Annotated in this window: 20 protein-coding genes; 5 read left to right on the plus strand and 15 right to left on the minus strand. The window is 44.2% G+C overall.

Annotation, left to right across the window (positions count from 1 at the left end):
• Positions 1-28: 28 nt before the first annotated feature.
• Positions 29-2,341, plus strand: coding sequence for an efflux RND transporter permease subunit (locus DDZ15_RS04770; RefSeq protein WP_109645415.1), 2,313 nt, complete (start codon positions 29-31; stop codon positions 2,339-2,341).
• Here the strand turns inward: DDZ15_RS04770 and tmk are convergent.
• From tmk to DDZ15_RS04795, 5 genes are all read right to left on the minus strand, one after another.
• A complete protein-coding gene (gene tmk / locus DDZ15_RS04775) occupies positions 2,310-2,912 on the minus strand; it encodes a dTMP kinase (RefSeq protein WP_109645417.1) in 603 nt (200 codons plus the stop codon). The genes DDZ15_RS04770 and tmk overlap by 32 nt on opposite strands.
• Before the next feature lie 13 nt (positions 2,913-2,925).
• Positions 2,926-3,606: a PspC domain-containing protein gene (locus DDZ15_RS16920; protein ID WP_109645419.1), complete on the minus strand. Its 681-nt coding sequence runs from the start codon at positions 3,604-3,606 to the stop codon at positions 2,926-2,928.
• A gap of 187 nt (positions 3,607-3,793) precedes the next feature.
• Positions 3,794-4,369 carry a 5-formyltetrahydrofolate cyclo-ligase gene (locus tag DDZ15_RS04785; protein WP_109645421.1) on the minus strand — a complete coding sequence of 192 codons (576 nt, stop codon included), beginning with the start codon at positions 4,367-4,369 and terminating at the stop codon, positions 3,794-3,796.
• Positions 4,366-5,988, minus strand: a complete 1,623-nt coding sequence (gene bshC, locus DDZ15_RS04790) for a bacillithiol biosynthesis cysteine-adding enzyme BshC (protein WP_109645422.1) — start codon at positions 5,986-5,988, stop codon at positions 4,366-4,368. The genes DDZ15_RS04785 and bshC overlap by 4 nt, the downstream gene beginning before the upstream one ends.
• A complete protein-coding gene (locus DDZ15_RS04795; protein ID WP_109645424.1) occupies positions 5,989-6,558 on the minus strand; it encodes a bifunctional nuclease family protein in 570 nt (189 codons plus the stop codon).
• Positions 6,559-6,804: 246 nt separating this feature from the next.
• Here DDZ15_RS04795 and DDZ15_RS04800 point away from each other — a divergent pair, with 246 nt between their 5' ends.
• From DDZ15_RS04800 to DDZ15_RS04815, 4 genes are all read left to right on the plus strand, one after another.
• The gene (locus tag DDZ15_RS04800; protein WP_109645426.1) at positions 6,805-7,032 is read left to right on the plus strand and encodes a translation initiation factor; all 228 of its coding nucleotides are present in this window, start codon (positions 6,805-6,807) and stop codon (positions 7,030-7,032) included.
• A 97-nt stretch (positions 7,033-7,129) separates the two neighbouring features.
• A complete protein-coding gene (locus DDZ15_RS04805) occupies positions 7,130-7,504 on the plus strand; it encodes a response regulator (RefSeq protein WP_109645428.1) in 375 nt (124 codons plus the stop codon).
• Between the two features lie 78 nt (positions 7,505-7,582).
• The gene (locus DDZ15_RS04810; RefSeq protein ID WP_109645430.1) at positions 7,583-9,793 is read left to right on the plus strand and encodes a patatin-like phospholipase family protein; all 2,211 of its coding nucleotides are present in this window, start codon (positions 7,583-7,585) and stop codon (positions 9,791-9,793) included.
• Complete coding sequence (locus DDZ15_RS04815; RefSeq protein WP_109645432.1) at positions 9,790-10,410, plus strand: tetratricopeptide repeat protein; 621 nt, start codon at positions 9,790-9,792, stop codon at positions 10,408-10,410. Before DDZ15_RS04810 ends, DDZ15_RS04815 begins: the two co-directional genes overlap by 4 nt.
• Here DDZ15_RS04815 and DDZ15_RS04820 read toward each other — a convergent pair.
• The 10 genes from DDZ15_RS04820 to gatB form a co-directional block, all read right to left on the minus strand.
• Entirely contained in the window at positions 10,397-10,702 is a 306-nt protein-coding gene (locus DDZ15_RS04820; RefSeq protein WP_109645434.1) for a hypothetical protein, read from the minus strand. The genes DDZ15_RS04815 and DDZ15_RS04820 overlap by 14 nt on opposite strands.
• Positions 10,703-10,749: 47 nt before the next feature.
• Complete coding sequence (locus DDZ15_RS04825) at positions 10,750-11,325, minus strand: sigma-70 family RNA polymerase sigma factor (RefSeq protein ID WP_109645782.1); 576 nt, start codon at positions 11,323-11,325, stop codon at positions 10,750-10,752.
• An 86-nt stretch (positions 11,326-11,411) separates the two neighbouring features.
• A complete protein-coding gene (gene holA, locus DDZ15_RS04830; protein ID WP_109645436.1) occupies positions 11,412-12,464 on the minus strand; it encodes a DNA polymerase III subunit delta in 1,053 nt (350 codons plus the stop codon).
• A 14-nt stretch (positions 12,465-12,478) separates the two neighbouring features.
• Positions 12,479-13,306 carry a ThuA domain-containing protein gene (locus DDZ15_RS04835; RefSeq protein ID WP_109645438.1) on the minus strand — a complete coding sequence of 276 codons (828 nt, stop codon included), beginning with the start codon at positions 13,304-13,306 and terminating at the stop codon, positions 12,479-12,481.
• Between the two features lie 65 nt (positions 13,307-13,371).
• Positions 13,372-14,442: an aldehyde dehydrogenase family protein gene (locus tag DDZ15_RS04840; protein ID WP_146198514.1), complete on the minus strand. Its 1,071-nt coding sequence runs from the start codon at positions 14,440-14,442 to the stop codon at positions 13,372-13,374.
• A gap of 3 nt (positions 14,443-14,445) precedes the next feature.
• Positions 14,446-15,423 carry a LuxE/PaaK family acyltransferase gene (locus tag DDZ15_RS04845; RefSeq protein WP_242978880.1) on the minus strand — a complete coding sequence of 326 codons (978 nt, stop codon included), beginning with the start codon at positions 15,421-15,423 and terminating at the stop codon, positions 14,446-14,448.
• Between the two features lie 63 nt (positions 15,424-15,486).
• Positions 15,487-16,782, minus strand: a complete 1,296-nt coding sequence (gene purD / locus DDZ15_RS04850) for a phosphoribosylamine--glycine ligase (protein ID WP_109645444.1) — start codon at positions 16,780-16,782, stop codon at positions 15,487-15,489.
• A gap of 3 nt (positions 16,783-16,785) precedes the next feature.
• Positions 16,786-17,556: a triose-phosphate isomerase gene (gene tpiA / locus DDZ15_RS04855; protein WP_109645446.1), complete on the minus strand. Its 771-nt coding sequence runs from the start codon at positions 17,554-17,556 to the stop codon at positions 16,786-16,788.
• Positions 17,556-18,941, minus strand: coding sequence for a TlpA family protein disulfide reductase (locus tag DDZ15_RS04860; RefSeq protein WP_109645448.1), 1,386 nt, complete (start codon positions 18,939-18,941; stop codon positions 17,556-17,558). The genes tpiA and DDZ15_RS04860 overlap by 1 nt, the downstream gene beginning before the upstream one ends.
• A gap of 29 nt (positions 18,942-18,970) precedes the next feature.
• A complete protein-coding gene (gene gatB / locus DDZ15_RS04865) occupies positions 18,971-20,422 on the minus strand; it encodes an Asp-tRNA(Asn)/Glu-tRNA(Gln) amidotransferase subunit GatB (RefSeq protein WP_109645659.1) in 1,452 nt (483 codons plus the stop codon).
• Between the last annotated feature and the right edge of the window lie 95 nt (positions 20,423-20,517).

Here is a 20,517-nt window from a genome sequence, read left to right on the forward strand (position 1 = left end):
AGCCGTAAGCAAAAATTATTTATCAGTTTTGAAACAGTTCGGCGAATTTATACTGCGTAACCCCAGGATCGTACTGTATGGCATTGCCATATTGGCGCTGGCATCGATTTATCCTGCATCCAACATCCGAACAGATTTTAATCTGGAAGGATTTTATCCGGACGATGATGTCGTAATTGAGGATTACAGGCTTCTGGAGGAGGAATTTGGACGGGATGATAATACGATCATTATCGGCTTTCAATCCGATTCACTCTTTTCACATGCTGTTCTCTCCGATCTGAAAATGATTGGCGAAAGACTCGATTCACTTATGTATGTGAGTGAAACACTTTCTATCTGGAATGCAACGGATATTTCGAGTGACGGTATCAGTCTGGATTTTGAGCCCTACTTATCAGATTCGGCAGTTTCGGAAGGAGATCTGCAGCAAATTAAGGAGAGTATATCATCCGATCCGCTTTTAAAAGGTTTTATAGTCAATGAGTCGGGAACGGCAACATCGATCATTCTGAGAATAGACCAGGAACAGAATACCTATTCCAACAGAAATATCCTGATCAATTCAATTCAGGAGGTTCTGAACCCTTACCGGGACAGATACGAGTTTCATATTTCAGGTATTCCCTATTTCAGGAACCAGTACGTGAATATGCTCAATGGCGAGATTGTGATGTATATTGCAATCTCTTCCATTTTGATCATACTTCTGCTTTGGTATCTCTACAGAACGTTTTGGGGGGTTCTCTTTCCAATGATCATTGTATGGTCTACCCTTTTGATAACTGTGGCCCTGATACAGCTTACCGGTGGTTTTCTGGAGATCATGAGCAGCACAATTGCTCCCATCCTGCTTTGCGTAGGGGTAGCCGATGCAGTACATATGATATCAAAATATGACGATGCCAGAGAGTCGGGCAATACCAAAAGAGAATCCATTCTGGAAATGCTTAAAACCCTGGGCAGCGCTACATTTTTAACCAGTGTCACTACTGCAATCGGATTTGCAAGCCTGCTCAGCAGTACGGTTCAGCCCATGCAGCGCTTTGGTGCCTACACAGCTGCGGGCGTTCTTATAGCCTATCTGGTAACCATTTTCTTTTTGCCTGCCGTGCTCACAATGGGGCGTAAATCACGGGTTTTTGACGAAAAGTCGGGCTCTTTGTACCCGCTTCTAATACTGTGGCTTAATAAACTCACCGCGTTTAACCGCCTGCACTACGGAAAATTACTGGCCGGTGTACTCCTTCTTCTTCTGATTTTTGCTTCAGCTATCCGAAACATTGAGGTTAACGGGAAGGTGTTTGATGATGTGGGTGAAGATACCGAGCTGATGCAGGACAGCAGATTTTTTTCCGAAAACCTGTCACCGCAATTTCCTATGGAGCTTATAATAAACACCGGAGAAGCAAGCGGTGCTCTGACCTATGAAATGTATCGTAAAGCAGATTCACTGACTGAAAAACTGCTCAGCTATCCGGAAATACATAAGGTAACAGGGCTGAATACCCTTATTGGTGAAGTACATACTACCCTCAATCCGCAGAAAGGAGAATTAGGAACTATGCCCTCCCCCGACGACGCGATTGCACAGTATGCACTGTTGCTTGAAATCAACGGTGGAGATAACCTGTTTAATTTTGTCGATTTTGATTACCGTAAACTGAGATTGACCGCGCTTACTGAAGATGCCGGTTCAAAAAGGATCAATGAAATACGGAATGAGATATCCGCTTTTGCTTCAGATCTTTTTGATGAAGAGGAGCTCATTATCACGGGAACCACAATTCTGAGTGCAGATCTGACGGATAAAATTGTGTATTCACTCTCCTGGAGTATTCTTATCGCAATTCTTGTGATCACACTGATTATGGCGGGTCTATTCAAAAGTTTCAAGCTTGCCTTGATTGCTCTGATTCCGAACCTGATACCGTTGATCATGGTAGCCGGCGTTATGGGCTTTCTGGGAGTAGATATAAAACCATCAACTGCGGTCATATTTACCATTGCACTGGGCATAGCGGTAGATGACAGCATACACTATCTGGCGCGCTTCAGAATAGAATTTTCCAGGATCGGATCGGTTTTTCCCGCTCTTTCTGCAACCACCATACGAACCGGGCGGGCAATAGTGGTTACCAGCATGATATTGATTGCGGGTTTTGGGACACTTATCACAAGTGAATTCACATCCACTGCTATGATGGGCGTACTGGTAACGACAACCATTTTTTCCGCCCTGTTGGCTGATCTGTTTGTTCTGCCCGCTCTCTTTTACTGGTTAAAACCTGATTTAAAGAGAATACAGCCTAAAGGTTCTGCTCAACGTAAGCGCGTATAACGGAGTGGATCTCTTGCGGTGACTGAGAGGCATCAACGGTCTTTATTCGATCTTCCTGTTCAGCAAGCACGTCATACCCTTTGCATACCTTTTCAAAAAATGCCGTGCCGGCATTCTCCATTCTGTCTTTTTCACTGCCTCTGGTTCTTTCAGATGCCAGCTGTGGACTAATCTTAAGATAAAACGTTATGTCGGGTACCACTGCATGAGATGCTATATTGTTCAGAGTGTGTATTTGATCAATCTCAAGAGATCCCCTTCCGTAGCCCTGATACGCCGTGGTAGAGTCATAAAAACGGTCAAGTATCACAATTAACCCATCCCTCAGCAAAGGAATCACCTTTTCAGATAGCAACTCGGATCGCGCAGAAGAAAAGAGCAGCATCTCCGTGACGGGATTCATGTGCAGATCGTCGTGGAGCAGTAAACTTCTTACCTTTTCCGACAGTTCAGTCCCCCCTGGTTCTCTGAATACATGGCACGGATAATGATGTTCCTCCAGGTAGGATTTGAGCAGCTCAATTTGTGTGGATTTGCCACACCCGTCAATTCCTTCAAAAGTAATCAGCAAAATGACTCACGTGTTAGTTAAAATCGTCCATCAGGCTAATGGGCTCTTTTGGCATTACTATTGCGAGTGCAATATACACAAGAAAGAAACTCCCGTAGCCCAAAAACAGTGCCGCCAGGAAAATAACCCGTATCACCGTTGAACTGATACCAAGGTACTTGGCAAGTCCACCGCAAACACCGGATATGTAACTATCTGTTCTGGATTTGTACAGTTTTTGGCTGGTTTGTACAGAAACTTTGTCGAATGCTGAGGTGGCAGCGGCCGAGGCTGTTCTGCGGTAATTTCTCTTTTTCTTTTTCTTCTGCTCTTTTTCGGTGTAGAGAAATGCGTCCAGTTTATCGTAGGTTTCCTGTACCCTCATTTTCTCTTCACGCTCGATTTTTTTCTCTTTGTTTCCGGATGATTTAAACATCGTGAGAATACTAATTCCCAGCATTGCACCTGCGAGATAAGGAAGAAAACCCATGAGCGTATAAACGCCTGGAATGGCCTGCAAGCCAATAATGTCTGTAGCTATAGAGTGACCGATAAAAGAAAAAGCGGTGATGACGAAAGCCAGACCTGAAATGGTTGAAATATTCCAGATACTTTTTTTGGTCTTCTTTTCATTTTCCTCCAAAAACTCCTGCAAAGTTCCCTGCAGTTCCCTGTCGGATATGTTTACAGTGCTTTCCATCTGTTTGGTGCTCATGATATTTACTTTTCTGTATTACCTGATAAAAATGGATACGACATTTTTGGCAGACTGTTTCAGTCTGATATCAATTTTCGAAGTTCCGGAGAATATTTAACCTGAATTCAGAAGTAATCCAACCGGCACATATTTTCCCTAAAGTTACCGGGTGAGATTTTTAATCTTGTCTGATGCCAGTCTCATGCTATATAACACCGCTTTCCGTGATCAACAGATCCAGCGGCACGTCAAATCTGTTTACCGGTAACTGTTTGTCATGCATTTGAATGTCAAAAAGAAGTCCAATTTTTACAGCATCTGTTTGCTTGAGAAAACGATCATAAAAGCCTTTTCCGTAGCCCAGCCGATTTCTTTCATAATCTCCGCTAAGCATCGGAACAAGTACCAGGTCCAGCTCTTCAGGTGATGCGGTGCCCTTACCTTTCGGCTCCGGAACACCCCAATCGTTTCTCTTTAAATGGCCTGTACTGCTGATATGATGATGCGATAGCTGAGTATCACTTTCAATACGCGGAACCACAATATTTTTTCCCAGCTCCAGGGCATTCTCAATCAGTAAATACGTGTCAACCTCGTTTCTGTGATTCATTGAAACGTAGGTGTGTATGGTTTTGGAGTCCAAAAAGACGCCGGTGGAAAAAAGATGCCGGTGGATTTCTCTGCTCTTTGCTTCTGTACTATCAGCATCAAGCGACATTCTGAGCTCTGTGTATTTTTCCCTGAGCTTCTTTTTAATCTTTTTTACGGATTCATCGCTCATAATTCAATGACAAAGTGGAAATCGGGCTTCTCATCGGACAGCAGCTCAAGTAAATCATCCCAAACACTGATGCCGTATTTATTCATAAAATAGATAAAAAGGATCTCTCTTTCCTGGAGGTTGCCCATCGGAAAAAGTGCATTTTTTACCTTTGATATTCGATTCAGCTGCACGCTCTCCTGCTGTTTAACAGAGCGGTACATCTTGCCTTTTAATTTATCAAGCTCATTAAAAAAAGCAGCTGATGCCTTTCCGGCACTATTTTCCAGTGTGGGATCGACCTCTCCCACCCGCGGTTTCATTTTCTCGGTAAGTTCCTGAACGTCTTCTTTCCACTCGTTGATAATGGACTCTATATCCGGTTTGTCACTTTGGCTGACAAATTCTGACTCAAGATCCTCAATACGCTGATTGTACTCTGTCCAGGTAAAAGGAAGGTTTTCCATTGCACGATGAACGGCGTTTTCAATAAGTGTACAGCTGAACCGGGGTATGATTACAGGCATGGATTGACCAAAAACCCGGTATGTATCTTTCATCTGTGCAAAGTATGAGACCTCTCCCGGCCCTCCAACATAGGCTATGGAAGGAAGCAGATAATCCTGCAACAGAGGCCGTAAAAAAACATTGGGGGAAAACTGAGCAGGATTCTCTTCCAGCTTCCCGATGAGTTCAGAAGTTGAAACTGCGGGCATGTGCCCTGAATCATCCCTCCACATACCTTCTGAAAATTCAAGCTTATACCGGGTGCCATCCTCATCTATCCGGAACAGATTGCTTTCCTGAACCATGACCTGGCTATGATATCCTGAATCCTCAAGTTTATCGGATGTAGCCTTAAGTGAATGATAGATCTCCTGCCTTTTTTGAATAGCTGCCTGCAGTACAGGCCTGGTGTGATCCTTGATCCCCTCATGATTGCTGCCGGCAAGTATAAGACCGTGTTTGCCGAACATCTCCATCATCAACTTTCCAAAAGCATTTCCGGCTGTCTGTTTCTGTGAATACGAGGTATCGATCAGCTCCCATAAAGCGTTGCTGAAATCCGTATCGCCCAGAGTCCCTTTTATAACTTTTTTGAGTTTTTCAAACTCACTGTTGAGCAAAATATCAGCAGCCCGCTGATCACGGTTCTGTTCAGTTTCCCATTCCAGGTGAAGAGAGGTATCGCCGGAGGGGATCGTAACAGAGGCAATTTCGTCAAAATCGTGATCTTCATCCCCCATCCAGAAGACGGGCACGAACCGTTTGCCGGAGTCCCGATTTAAGTGAGAGCAGTAGATGATTGCGGTCAGTGTTTTATAAACGGTAAATAGCGTGCCGCCCATAAGAACAGGTTGCTGACCGGTTACAACTGCATAGGTGTTTTCGTCTTCCAGGGAATCAATGTTGGATAGTACTGCCCTGGGAGGATCAAACGGGGAGTTATAGTCATGTAAAAGCTGAACAGTATGAGACCTGGAACCCCGAAAGGTATAGTGGTTTAGAGCTGCTTGAGCAAGGTTCTCCTGCAGCGGGTCGTGCTCAAAAAAATCGAGTATTTTTTTGTCCCTGTTGAGATAGTCAGAAAATAGAGTGGAAAAGTTGAGTAGTTCAGGAGGGGTTTTTTTAAAATTCATCTACCCCTTCATTTTTTGGATTTGGTCGCGAAGCTTGGCAGCTTTTTCATAGTTTTCGGTTTCAACAGCTGTTTTCAACTCTTTTTCGAGCGCCTCCAGTTTCGACATCTCTTTCTTGCCTTCGTCTCCTTTCACCTTGCTTTCGGTTTTTTCCAGGGTTTCTTCGGTTTCAATGCCCGCTTCATCCAGCACGGTGCTGTTCACAAATATCGGAGCACCGAATCGGATTGCCAGAGCAATGGCATCACTGGGCCGTGCATCCAGTTCAAACGATTCACTGTCTCTGGAACAGTGAATTTGTGCAAAGAACGTACCTTCGTTTAAATCGTTAATTATGACCTGTTCTACATTCGAATTAAAACTGAGCACCATGTTTTTCAATAAATCGTGCGTCATCGGCCTTGGCGGTTTAATGCTTTCAAGCTCCAGTGCAATAGCCTGAGCTTCAAAAGTACCAATGATGATCGGCAGCCTGCGATTCCCTTCCATTTCTGAAAGAATCAGGGCATAAGCTCCTCCACTGCTGGGACTGGTCGACAAACCCAGTATATCCATTCGTATATTCTGCAATGATATCTCCGTAAATTTACATTTCGGCTGTAGCTAAAGTTAACCATTTTCTGCATTCACTTAAACAGTTTCATTGTCTGATTTGAGAAAAGGACGTGATTGCGGCTGAAATCGTGCACAAAAGCCTATTCCAGAACGGATCACTTAAGTGAGATCGAATCCGCAAGGGAAGTTGGAATTTACCAGAAATAATGTTTTTATAGCGTATATCAGAAACGTAATTAAATCAGGCTGCTGCCAGTTCAATTGAAAGCAAGTATTAAAGAAACCAGAAACCCGAAAACAGGAAAACCTGTAACGGTTATTACAGGTATTACTCATAATCCGCAGGTTATTGAAAAGCTTACCAGGAAGCTGAAAGGCGCTTGTGGTGCGGGAGGCCATATTGAAGGTAAAACCATCATAATTCAGGGTTCACACACTGACAAAATCAGCGACATGCTTGCAAAAGATGGGTATTCCGTATCTTCCTGATTAATTTACTCTGTTTTTAAGATTAAGAATACCGATATTCAGTTCGATAAGCTTATTTGATTTCCGTTCAACACCTTAAATCATACTAAACGTCACAGTGGCTGATCAACCCAAAAAAATTCTTCTTGTTGAAGATGATGGAGTTCAACAGGTTATAATGGAGAGATTCATCAATAAGCTTGGCCATACGGTTTTGGCAACCGTTTCTGAAGGGAAGGCCGCCGTTCAATCTGCCCTTAAGCTGAAAGGAGTTGACTTAATAATCATGGATATCCGTCTCAGCGATGATGTGGACGGTATTGAGGCAATGAAGCAAATTCGCCAGAAGTCGGATGTGAAGGTAATTTATGTTACCGGAAACACGGAAGCGGCTACAAAAGAAAGAGCGTCAGAGACAAAATTTGAAGACTATATCGAGAAACCGGTTACGCCGGAAAAGCTTAAAGGTGCTATTCAGAAAGCTTTCAGTTAGCACGCATACCTGCATCGTTTTCTTCAGAAACGGTCCTGCTTTTACTGTGCGTAATCCGAACAGGTGGTATGTGTTATTATGATCAGGCCCTTTCTCATCGTACTGAATTTTCTACTCATCTTATCTTTTTCAGAAGCGCCTGAATCGTATGCTCTGTCTCAGGCACAAAGCAAAAGTTCTGTTACAAATAAACCGGACTCGCTTCGGGTGGGACTTGTACTGAGCGGAGGCGGCGCCAAGGGTGTTGCACACATTGGTGTGCTGAAAGCGATTGAAGAATCCGGTTTGCGCATCGACTACATTACGGGCACCAGCATGGGAAGCCTGGTTGGCGGATTGTATGCCATTGGCTATAACAGCGACCAGCTTATTGAACTTGCCAAAGAGAATAATTTTGTAGAGTTGTTTACAGAGAATCCGGAACGCAGGTATATCTCAAATTACGAGAAAGGATTCGATGAGAGGACCATTGTTTCTTTTCCGATCAGTGAGAAAGGTATTGACCTGCCGGCAGGAATTATTACGGGCCAGAATATCTATACGTATTTGTCAAATCTTGCCTGGATGGCTCACTCTACGGATGACTTCGACGAGTTTCCTATCCCCTACGCTGCAATTGCCACGGACATAGAAACCGGTGAGGCGGTAGTTTTTCGTTCGGGGTACCTTCCTGATGCAATCCGTGCCAGCATTTCAATACCCTCTGCCATGGTGCCGCACGAAATAAACGGGAAACTGTACGTTGATGGCGGCCTTGCAAGAAATATTCCTGTTGAAGACGCTATCCGTATGGGGGCTAATTATATAATCGCAGTTGATGTGTCCACTCCCCTGGTACCGCAGGACAGTCTTCAAACTCTTACAGAGATCATGAATCAGGCTGTAATGTACCGGATCAATGAAAGGGGGAAACAACAGAAAAAAATGGCAGATCTGGTAATCGAGGTCAGTGAATTGAATAAATATGATATTACAGACTTTGATTTGATGGAAAGATTCCTGGACATCGGGCTGGAGGCAGGCCGAAGATTTATGCCAGAATTCAGGGAATTAGCCAATCGACAGCAGGGTGTTGCACCTGAAAGGCCGGGTATGGAACCGCCTGTTCCCTTGCCGATCAGCAACATTATCATTGAAGGGAATTCGCTTTTTGATGACGAATTCATACTTCGAAAACTTGAGTTTGAACCCGGAAACCGATTAACTCCGGATGATATTGAAGCCCGTATCTCAAAGCTCTACAGTTCCAGCTACATAGATCAGGTAACATACAGAATCAAGCCTGATACACTGTATCAGTATAACCTTCAGGTTAAGATCCATGAGAGTAAACGCAATAACTTCAATGTGGGCTTGCGCTATGAATCAAACACACAGGCCTCCATTTTACTGGAGTCAAGTTTTCAGGACCTGCTTCATCCTGGTTCTATTAACAGATTAGAAACAAGATTGGGCGACAGAATCAGTATTGGTACGGACTATATCTATTATGGTGCTCTCGGCTCCAGATTGGCAGCATTAACATCGGTTTGGTTTAATTCCGAGCTGGTAGAGTGGTACAGTGATTTCGACCGTGTGTCCAGTTTTAAGAGCAGAACACTGAAAGCCGAGATATCGGCCGGAAATTATTTCAGTACCCAGAATCTGTTTACTGTAGGCATCAGAAAAGAGTTTGATTATCAGGATAATGAAATCAATCCTGCTGACATTGAACCGGTTTCGAAAGGACATCATGGAATTTTTGCCAAATACAGATATGACAGCCATAACCGGAAAGCATATCCGTCTAATGGTCAGAAGCTGGTAGCTGAAGGATATCACAGCAATACGGCATTTATGAGCCCCCTTCTTTTTACCTCTGTAGCAGGTTTATGGGAAGGATTTATCCCTCTATCGGAGAATCTCTCTTTCAGGCACGCTCTATACGGAGGATATACCTACGGCGATGATCTCCCCTGGAATTACTGGCATACGGTTAACAGATATTCAGATACCTTCGGTTATGTCCGTATTGGCGGATTTGACACGTTTCAGGTTGCCAGCAGAAATCTGCAGCTTGCATCATTTGGACTGCAGGCAGAACCCGTTTATCATCGATTTGTTGGCGTGGATGTGTACACGGGGCGATTTTCAGACCAATGGGAACTATCACTTAACCGGTCTGATTTTGAATATGGCATATCACTTTCTGTGGGTGCATTAACTATTCTGGGCCCAATAAAAGCCATACTATCAACCAGTACCATTGATTCATTCCAGGCAGAAATTCAAATCGGATACCAGTTTTGAGTACTTTACACAGCGTAGAAAAAGAGCTTCACCATCTGCTGAAAGAAGCAGAATCGAATCCACTTGATCCAAATCTTCTGAATGAAATAGGAGTTGGATACCTGATTATTGGCCGCAGTGAAGAAGCGATAACCTATTTGTCAAAAGCTGTGGAGCAGAGTGATGAGATACGCTTTCAGTATAACCTGGCAAATGCCTATTCTGAAAATGATAATCCACAAATGGCAGCCGATTTATATCTTCGGGTTCTCGAAAGGGAACCGGATCATATCCCTTCCCTGAATAATCTGGCCGACTGTTTTGAGCAGACCGGAAATTTAAAAAGAGCTGCAGAACTTTTTGAGTATCTCACGAAGATCAATGATTCGGATTCTCTGTCGCACCTGAATCTTGGCAACTTTCTTATGAGGCAGAACCGGCATATCGAAGCGGTAAAATGTTTTCAGACCGCGATTGACAGGGACGATCAATGTACGGATGCCTACTATTTGATTAGCTGGGTTCTGATGAAGGCCGGTGTGGAAGATAAAGCACTTGAGTATGCTGAAAGCGGGTTACAAACGGATCCCCATCATGAAGAACTGAACAGAATGATCAGCAAACTCAGAAACGATTAGCTGAAAGTCGCTTACTGCAGCTTTTTGCTGCATTGAGCCGTGAATTCTCTTTTTCCAGCTCCATAGCAAAAGCGGCCGCCATTTTTCTGTCGAATAGATCTGAAACCCCCTTTTGAGGAAGCTTCCGCAGAATCCGGGGCATCACATCACTGGCATCCACAGCACGCCGTAAATCGTTATCAGAACATAATAATTCCTTGAATGAGAGCTCTTCTGCCCCATTCAGGCACTGGTCGGAATAATCAAGGATAAAGCCGGAAATGACTTCATCCTCACGCAATGATATATTCATGGAGTATGAATTTCTGTTGGTATTCAGAAATTCATACTCCGCTATGATTAAAATGTTTCCGAGTTTACATAGTCGCCGATCAGGTCCTGAAGCTGCTGGCGTCCCCGATTGATTCTGGACTTGACGGTTCCCATGGCTGTTCCCGTAATTTCTGCGATCTCCTCGTAGGTAAGCTGCTGAATATCACGAAGAACGATTGCTTCCCTGAAATCATCATTCAGCTCCATGAGTGCTTTTTGAAGCTCATCCATACTGAATTTAAGATGCAGCTGGTCATCCTGAAGCATTTTTGAGTCGGTAATTTCAAACTCTCTGTCGTCGGGATCGCGCTCATCAGCATGGATTGAAATGAGGCTCATTCGCTGCTTCTTTTTATACATACTTTTTGCCAGGTTCAGCGCGATGGTGTACATCCATGTCGACAGTTTGGCAATTCTTTCGTATGAGTGCCGGCTGCGATAAACCCTCAGAAAAGTTTCCTGCACGAGGTCTTCACAATCTTCATGGTTGTGAGTATACCGGTACAAAAAGTTGTGAAGCCTGTCTTTATAGCGGTGCACGATGATGTCGAATGCCTGAACGACTCCTGCCTGAAGCTGTTCCATTACATCTTCGTCTGACATTTGATGCAGTTTAACAGTAGCTGAAGCTTTCATGATGATACCCCGTAATTCTAAGGTTGCTGTTATCGCAACACCGACGGGTACTCTCAGCCGATGATGCGCTTGATCAGCAGGAGAAATATCGAGGAGGTATCTAATGTGCTGTAGCCTTTCGCCGCACTGTCTGCATCCAGAAGTGCTTCGAAGATACCGGGCATCTCTGCCAGGCTGAACCGGGAAGCTTCACTCCATTGTGCATTAAAGAAGTAGTTACTCTTCATGCCAAGTTGACTCTGGACTTCATTTTTGGTCAGTCCCTTCTCGGTAAGCCGGCGAATTTGCCAGATGTTGCCAAACACATTGTAAAAGAACCCCACGGTTTTGATTACTTCTCCCGCGCTGTAGTTATTTTTAAGCAACATCTGTTCCGCAATGCCAAGGGCCTGGTCCAGATTTCGGTTGAGAACTGCATTTTTCAGCTCTATGACGCTGTAATCGCGATATGAGCCGGAAGTTTTTTTTATATCGTCTGTTGTGATACGATCTGAAGTGTCTACAAAAGTGCACACTTTATCTATTTCAGTGGACAGAAGGGTCAGGTCCTGCCCTGCCATTTCACTAAGAATACGTGCCGCATCAGGCTCCATCTCTTTACTGTGGGTGTGACGGGTCCAGTCGATTACCCATTCGGGAAGTTTGTAAACAGGGAGCACATCAAACTCATATACACCGGTTGACCCGCTCTCTTTAAGTGCCTTACCCAGAGCTGTTCGCTTATCAGGATATTTTGAATCGATCAGACACAATATGGTTGACGGATTCGGCTGTTCTGCATATGGTGCAAAATCATTGAGGTTACCATCGTCAGTATTCTCGCCAAGTTTTAAAAAATCCCTGACGATAATTACTCTCTTTTCCGCCATCATGGGAAAACTTCGGGCTATTCCAAGTACCTGAGCAGGAGAAACGTCGCTCCCGTATAACAGATCAAAATTAAAATCTTTTTGTTCATCAGGGATAAGTTTTTCAAACTCCTCCTGCAAAAGGTCAATAAAAAAGGTCTCCTCTCCGTGCAGATAGTAGACAGGCTTTAAACCCTCCCTTTGCCTCAGTTCCCTGAAAAGCTGCTTGAATGTATCTATACTAGTAGGTTTTGCCAATGAACCGCTGATTTTTATTGGTTTTTATCCATTGAATCGTCAATTCCAAGGGCATATAAAATACCACCTGTCAGATGATTCAAAAAGAGGGAGTCACTGAATGATTCTTCGGTATGACCAAGGCCTGTATAGAATGATCGTCCCCCATCATACTCCCTATACCATGCTATCGGATGATTTCCAGGGTGATCACTTCCTTCATAACTATCCGTATCCAGCTTCAGAAGAATGTTAAGCCCTTCTTTGAATGATCTGTAATTGTACCATTCATCGTCTCTCTCCCACCGCTCAGGCAAACCTTGCAGGGCCGGATGATTTTCATTGCTCACCATTATGGCTGCCTGCCTTACGTTTGGATTGTTTGGATGGTTATCAAAATATGCCCCAACAAGTCCTTCGTACCAGGGCCAGTCATATTCGGTATCTGCAGCTGAGTGAACACCAACAAATCCCCTTCCCGATTGAATAAACCGCTTCAGATTTGATCGCTCTTGCTCATTAAACAGCGTACCTGTTGTATTTAAGAATAGGATTCCATCATGGTTAAACAGGCTGTCAGATCCCATATATTCAGAATTTTCCGTAAACGTGAGTGACAGGTTAAGTTCGCGTCCCAGCTTTTGTAATGCTTCCACACCTGCTTCGATGGACTCGTGACGAAAACCCGTTGTTTTTGAGAAAACCAATAGTGAATGTGTGCCGGATGCAGACTTATCGACTGTTGGCTGATTCTTTTCTTTCATACCGCCACAGCCGGTTGCTGCTGCAAACAACAGAGGGGCTACGATCCATGGTGCCGCTGATTTCAGCTGGTTGCTGTTCAATAACATATCATTTGTCATTGGTTTAGTTCTTTTTTAAAGGTACAGAAAACGAACAGATCTAACCGAATGAAGATGCCTGACTTCTACCGCAATGTTTTAAGCAGCCACTCAATGGTATCAACACCATCCGCTTTCCACCATACCGGTGGTTTTTGTGCAAGTGACAGTGGTTCAATTGCTTTCCCGCCTATCATTCTACCCATTTCAGAATTACTGTAAACTGACTGCAGTGAACCGGCTGACTGTTGTACCAGGTTTTCAATCTCCTTTCTTCCTCCTTTTATCCATTGGAGGATGAATTTTTCATCCGGAAAACTCAGGTTCTCCTCTATCAGAAAGTCATTTAACCATGCCTGTTCAATCCCCACCGCTTTATTGTAGGCAAAGCGGTAGCTCAATGATGGATTTGGCTTCTGATGCTGTGGATTCTTTAACCAAAAATTCTCCACATAATCAGTAAACTCACACTTTTCCTCATTCAACCCAAAAGGAGCCACTACCACTGCTACAGACCTGCAGCCATTCCCGCCATACCTGAAAACGGATTCTGTAAGCTCTTCCATGGTTTCTTTACTATTGTCTGTAATCCAGGCAATAGAATAGTATGCCGTACGGATCAGTTCGGGGGTTTCTTGCGAAGCTATACCCAGTTCTTTAAGTAATTTTCTGACAGGAGTTACAGACGATGCAGAACCTGAGAATAGTACTGCATCAGCATCCATTGACCGGAATTGACTCAAACTGGTTGACCAGTGATTCTTGCTCACCAAACCAAAGTCAGCAAGTATTTTAAGTAAAGAGACCATGAGATACGGATCTTTCCGTGACAGTTTGCCTCTGTAAGATGCTCCGCTAAGCAGCACAGCCAGCAGATCATGAAATCCCACAAGCGGTATATTACCCGCATGAAGGCAGCATACAACGTTATCTTTTTCAGCGGGTGATACAAGGCCTGCTTTGTCACACCACTTTTTCAGGCTGATGGAGTCTACAGACTGTTTAAGATGTCGTATACGATGCTTAATATCTTCAAGACCGAAGAGCCCTTCATCAACTGAACGTTCAATTGCTTTTCTGAGATGCTTGTTGTCTGGCTGCAGCCAGTTGTGTATGGCATCAGACAACTTTTCAATATGACTATCAATGGTTTGCATGGATCAGTCAACGTCTATCAGGAAATTGCAGCCCCTTAAATTGCTTGAGCTCCACCGGCCAAGAATCCGAAATTTGCCATCCTCATTCATCACACCGCGGTCTTCAGTCAGAATAAATGGACAGGAGTGTACATTTGCCAGGTCTATGACACCGATTTTTCCCTCAGTTCCGGCAGGGCAATTCTTTAATGGATTTTCAGGATCCCTGATCATCACCTTCACCCAGTGCGGCGAACCAAACCACTCTGATCCGAGCGCATAGCATTGGCTCTGCATTTCACACATACCGTACTCTGAATGAACATGTGATAACGGAATTTCAAATCCGCGGGACAGGCTTTTTCTGAGCTCATTTTTACTGATTTCACGGCGGTGTGTTTTCATGCCTCCGGTCTCTATAATATGGGATGAATCGGGCAATGGATCAGATCCGAGTTCAATCAGGTCAAGCAGACCAAAAGCTGCACCAAACAGGAGTACTTTTTTACCGGCTTTGGTGATTACTCCGACGGTTTCGGAACTTAAAGGTTTATTCAGAGGTAAAAATTTACTCAATCCGTCCGGATCATTCATCACCAGATCATTCAGCATCCAGATCAGTGAGGAATCGGGATTCTGGCTGTATCCCGGAGCATATACAAGTATCGAATATTTTTGCTCCGGGAAATGCCGGTAAAACTCAGTCCTGAAGGATGTTCTATAAATCTCCGGGTCTGCAATGACGTGACTGCTCCTGCCCTCACCCCCTGTCGAACTGCTTTTAAACAGAAGCTTTTCACTGCAACCTGTACAAATCACCCGGGTATCTTTAAAAGCGCGAATTGGCAACAAGGGTATTTCTTCGGGCATGGGAATCCGGTCCATCCCCATACCCAGGGCATCGATGAACGAACGGTAAACGGGATTTTTGGAGAGCTGATATGAATACGCTTCCTCAACCCTATTTTTAAATGGTATGTTCTGATCAAAAAGATCTGCCATCAGCCACATCATTTGCAGATCTGAAAAGTTGCTTTCAGGTCCGGTTCAAATTCATCAGCTGCTTCATGAGCCAATCCTTTGTAATCCTTTTGCGCCGATATCCCTTCTGAAATAACATCCGTCAAAATGAATGGTATCAACATTTTTATAGGTATGCTCAATTGCTTCTTTCAGTGTCTTGCCACTCCCCACTACATTTAGCACCCGGCCGCCCGAAGTTACGAGGTTCTCTCCATTCAGGGCAGTTCCGGCCTGAAAAATAAGTGCGTTATCATCAACGGACTCTAATCCTCGTATCGATTTACCCTTTTCATAGCTTCCGGGGTAGCCATCACTTGCAAGAACCACACAGCAGCGATAGTTATTGTCGATTGTAATTTTCATTTCGTCCAGCCTCTGCTCCGTGGTAGCTACAAGCAGCTCAAGAAAGTCATTTTCAAGGCTGGGGAGTATAACCTGACATTCAGGGTCGCCAAATCGGCAATTGTACTCAACCACCTTTGGCCCCTGAGCGGTGATCATCAACCCGACATAGAGTATGCCGTGATACGCTGCTTCTTCAAGCTGCATACCCGTGATGGTGGGTTCAACGATTTCAGATTTTACCTGCTCCAGAAGTTCCTCTGTCATAATCGGTGCAGGTGAATACGCGCCCATTCCGCCCGTGTTCAGCCCGGTGTCGCCCTCACCTATACGTTTATGATCCTGGGCATTGTGGAGTATGTGAGAAGTGTGTCCGTCTGAAATTATAAACACGGATGCTTCTTCTCCCTCCATAAATTCTTCAATCACAAGCTTATCTGCCGCACCACCGAGAGCATTCCGGTTTTTCAGCTTGTCTAATCGATCCACAACCTCTTCTTCACTGTCGCAGATGAATACGCCTTTTCCTGCAGCCAGGCCATCTGCTTTCAGTACAATAGGATAGCTATCTTTAGATTGAACAAATGTAAGTGCATCGTCAAAATCCTGCGAAGAGAAAACGGCATAGTCAGCCGTCGGAATATGGTATTTAACCATAAATTCTTTTGCAAACTCTTTGCTTCCTTCAAGCCTGGCTGCGCGTTTATGGGGTCCGAATACTTTGATGTTCTCTTTTTCTAGGTAATCCGTTATACCATCTACCAGCGGAACTTCCGGACCAACTACAACAAGGTCGATGTTTTGTTCTTTACAAAACGAAGCAATTTCTTCGAAGTTGGCGGTATCCAGGTTTACATTGAGTCCCAGTTTATCCGTACCGGGATTACCGGGAGCTATAAACAGTTTACCAAGATTGGATGAACGGTTTAGTTTCCACGCAATGGCATGCTCTCTGCCGCCGCTTCCAATTAGAAGAACATTATAGGCAGTATCCATTATTTATTTATCAATTGATTCAGCAATAGATATGATCTCACTGAAACTCTCTTCCTTCAGGCTTGCACCCCCGATAAGCCCTCCATCCACATCGGGCTGAGAGAGCAGTTCTTCAGCATTGCCGGGTTTCATGCTTCCTCCATAAAGTATTCTCACACTTTCAGAAGCTTCCTGACCCCATTCATCAGCAATTAGATTCCTGATGAACGCATGCATCTCCTGAGCCTGTTCGGGTGTAGCTGTTTCTCCTGTCCCAATTGCCCAAACCGGTTCATAGGCGATGACCAATTGTGATGCATCGGAACTATCCAATAATTCCAACACGGCTTCAGTCTGGTTTTTCACCACATCACGATAAATGTCATTTTTTCGTTCGTCAAGCTTTTCTCCCACACATACAATTGGCTTAAGGCCTGAATCCGATATTTTCTTTGCCTTTTCGGCAACAAGTTCATCCGTTTCAAAGAAATATGCCCTGCGTTCGGAATGCCCTGCAATCACGTATTCACAGCTCAGCTCATGGATCATTTCAGTGCTGATTTCACCTGTGTACGCGCCATTATTTTCAGTATGGACATTCTGAGCGCCTGTTTTGAGGCCCGTATCCCTGAATCGTTTTACGACGAAGGGAATTGAAACGAAAGGAGGACAGATAAGTATTTCGCTGTTCGTGTCTTTGTCTTCCCAGCTCTCTGCAATCTGGTCAGCAAGTGCTTTTGCTTCCTTCGGGCCTGCATTCATCTTCCAGTTACCCGCGATTAAAAACTGTCTCATTATTCACTGTTTTGAGTTATAATTGACTGCAAACCTCGTACTACATCATCATATTCATTTCCCACATATCTTCTGACAAGCTCACCTTTGTCATTAACAAGAAACCGGGTAGGAACCTGATTGATATTGTAACGCTCAATCAGAGAATCAGCCTGAAAAGAATCGGGTTCTATCACACTCCATAACAGGCCGCGTTCCTCATAAAATGCATTCATTGCCACATCGGATGCTGCAAGGGGAACCGTGATAATTTTAAGTCCAAAGTTACTGTAAATCTGATGTATGGCAACGGTGCGGTCGTACTGCTGCTGATAAAGGTTGTTGTCGAGTCTTGTAATTTCCAGAAGATACGGAGAATCTTCAAGCATTGATGACGAGATCGAATCATCCGTTAGAGTTAAGAATGAAAATTCAGGAAATGGCGTGCCGGGTGTTAAAAATTCGAGATCATAGCTTTTGTTTTCAGCCCATTCCATTGCAATTTCATTATCAGAATAGTTATCCGTGAATTGTTGCAAAAACCGGTTTGCCTCGACGGTCATGGAGCTGTCGTAAAGCAGTTCAATTCGATCAATTTGTATTTCCATCAACCGATTTTCGGACTTTGCCAGGTTTTCAAGCCGGTCATAGAACTGAAGAACCCTCTCTATGCCTGCGGTTTCGGCATAGTATTCGGCCAGGGCTGCACGTGAAGCCCTTCTCAGGAACCCTTCCGTTTCAAGCAGTCTGTTTGCCCTCTCCACCATAAGTGAGTCGTTCCAGCCTCCTGCAACAGCAACTGAAGAGTTTCCTGCAACCATGGATGCATAGGTGCCGGGATAACGTTCGTGAACATCCCAGTAAATATCACTCCACTTATTGATTTCAAATTCTATACTGTCGGCAGGAATGGCCCCTGCATTTATAAACTGCGCTACTCGATTAAAGTTACGGTCTACCCTTTCCAGATCCCGAAAAATTTCATTCTCTTTTGATTTCAGATCGGATGTTGAACCAATATCCGGAAGCGTGGCTGTATAGGTAATGGTGTCGCCGTCGGCCAGAACCAGCCCCTGAAACCCAAATACATTATTGTTTCTCAGCACAACCATCCTGTAAACTTCCGGTTCATCGAATCGGGCGGTCCCTTCAAAAAAACCGCTTGAATCCGTGGTAGCGTGGAATAATGTGTCCGCCCCCTGCTGGAGAGAAGAAGGAGCTGTAATAAGCAGCTCAATTCCGCTGTTATCCCCGCTGTTGTCGAGTTCCTCGTCTACCGTAACTCTTCCCGATATAAATGCATTGTTTACCGATTCGTCACTTTGAAAAGAACAACCGGCCAGAAGAACCACTAAAGCTGCAACTGTCAGTACAGCTCCCGATTTTACATATGTATTGTTTAACATTTAAAGATAGATGGAATTAGATGCTGTAATTACTTTTCATCGAGCTTTCTTTGCAGGCTTTCACGCACTAGTTTTGGATTTGCCTTACCCCTGCTGCGTTTCATCACTTCACCGATAAAAAATCCGATTAATGCACGCTTACCGTCACGGTAACGGCTCACTTCATCCGGATTTGCTTCGATGACATCGTCAATAATAGGATCAAGAAAATCTGAATCTGAAACCTGTATGAGATTCATCTCTTCAGCCAGCTGCGAAGCTTCTTTGTTATCTTCAAGCATTCTGTTAAATATCTGCTGCATTGCCGAGGAATTTATTTTGTCCTCAAGTTTCAGGGAAATCAATCCTCCCAGCCTTTCTTCTTCAATCGGAAAATCTGCAATGCTGATACTCTTTTCATTCAACACCCTCAGCACTTCGGTTAATATGAGGTTGGCTACCGCTTTCGGATCATCAATGTAATGCAGCACGTTTTCAAAATAATCTGCCAGTGCCCTGGTCTCCGTTAATGTGTAGGCATCCTCACTGCTGAGTGATAATTCGTCAACAAACCGGTCGAACCGGACAGACGGTAATTCAGGCAGCTCTTCCCTGATATCATTCAACAGCTCGTCGGTTACTATAACGGGCGGCAGATCCGGTTCCGGAAAATATCTGTAGTCATGAGCTTCTTCTTTCGACCTCATTTGACGGGTTGTAAGCTTGTTGGGGTCCCATAATAGGGTTTGCTGTACAACTGAGCCGCCAGACTCCACAAGCTCGATTTGTCTTTCGATTTCAAAACCAATAGCTCTTTCCACATTTCGAAAAGAGTTCATGTTCTTCAGCTCCGTGCGTGTACCCAACTCTTTTTGGCCCCTGGGACGTATGGAGACGTTTGCATCACATCTCAGACTTCCCTCTTCCATGTTACCATCGCAGATGTCAAGGTACTGAACGATTTGTTTAATTTTTGACAGATACTGGTAAGCTTCCTGCGGGGTTCGTAAATCCGGTTCAGAAACAATCTCAATGAGAGGTGTTCCCGCCCTGTTCAGGTCAATAAGCGTATGGTACGGATCCTGGTCGTGTATAGATTTTCCCGCGTCCTCTTCCATATGAATACGCGTTATCCCGATTGTTTTTTCATAGTCCTCCATCACGATCTGAATTTCTCCACCATGACATATAGGTGTGTCATATTGAGAAATCTGATACCCCTTGGGCAGATCCGGATAGAAATAGTTTTTTCTGGCAAAAATGGATTTTCTTGAAACGGAACAATTCGTTGCCAGGCCCATTTTTATAATGAATCGCACGAGGTTTTCATTTAACACGGGTAGTGTTCCGGGATGACCGAGACAGAGTGGGGTTACCTGTGTATTGGGAGCACCGCCATATTCGGATGATACCGGGGCAAATGCCTTACTGTTTGTAAGAAGCTGTGCGTGAACCTCGAGACCTATTACCGCTTCATACTTTTCATTCGAAATCGTGGACATCGTCTGTATTTGATTACACTGTCGTAAAGAGGTGAAGATATGAAAACAAGCAGAGAATAATATATCAAAATTGGCCTCTCTCGATACGACATGGA

Origin of the sequence: Rhodohalobacter mucosus (assembly GCF_003150675.1) — a bacterium.
Taxonomy (GTDB): domain Bacteria; phylum Bacteroidota; class Rhodothermia; order Balneolales; family Balneolaceae; genus Rhodohalobacter; species Rhodohalobacter mucosus.

What these genes read in the sequence shown, in the direction of transcription:
- tpiA (WP_109645446.1), bottom strand. Translation starts at nt 17,556, where the DNA reads ATGAGACAGTTTTTAATCGCGGGTAACTGGAAGATGAATGCAGGCCCG.
- DDZ15_RS04825 (WP_109645782.1), bottom strand. Translation starts at nt 11,325, where the DNA reads ATGTCAGACGAAGATGTAATGGAACAGCTTCAGGCAGGAGTCGTTCAG.
- DDZ15_RS04835 (WP_109645438.1), bottom strand. Translation starts at nt 13,306, where the DNA reads ATGACAAATGATATGTTATTGAACAGCAACCAGCTGAAATCAGCGGCA.
- gatB (WP_109645659.1), bottom strand. Translation starts at nt 20,422, where the DNA reads ATGTCCACGATTTCGAATGAAAAGTATGAAGCGGTAATAGGTCTCGAG.
- DDZ15_RS04860 (WP_109645448.1), bottom strand. Translation starts at nt 18,941, where the DNA reads ATGTTAAACAATACATATGTAAAATCGGGAGCTGTACTGACAGTTGCA.
- DDZ15_RS04820 (WP_109645434.1), bottom strand. Translation starts at nt 10,702, where the DNA reads ATGAATATATCATTGCGTGAGGATGAAGTCATTTCCGGCTTTATCCTT.
- purD (WP_109645444.1), bottom strand. Translation starts at nt 16,782, where the DNA reads ATGGATACTGCCTATAATGTTCTTCTAATTGGAAGCGGCGGCAGAGAG.
- DDZ15_RS04840 (WP_146198514.1), bottom strand. Translation starts at nt 14,442, where the DNA reads ATGCAAACCATTGATAGTCATATTGAAAAGTTGTCTGATGCCATACAC.
- DDZ15_RS04810 (WP_109645430.1), top strand. Translation starts at nt 7,583, where the DNA reads ATGATCAGGCCCTTTCTCATCGTACTGAATTTTCTACTCATCTTATCT.
- DDZ15_RS16920 (WP_109645419.1), bottom strand. Translation starts at nt 3,606, where the DNA reads ATGAGCACCAAACAGATGGAAAGCACTGTAAACATATCCGACAGGGAA.
- DDZ15_RS04845 (WP_242978880.1), bottom strand. Translation starts at nt 15,423, where the DNA reads ATGGCAGATCTTTTTGATCAGAACATACCATTTAAAAATAGGGTTGAG.
- DDZ15_RS04785 (WP_109645421.1), bottom strand. Translation starts at nt 4,369, where the DNA reads ATGAGCGATGAATCCGTAAAAAAGATTAAAAAGAAGCTCAGGGAAAAA.
- bshC (WP_109645422.1), bottom strand. Translation starts at nt 5,988, where the DNA reads ATGAATTTTAAAAAAACCCCTCCTGAACTACTCAACTTTTCCACTCTA.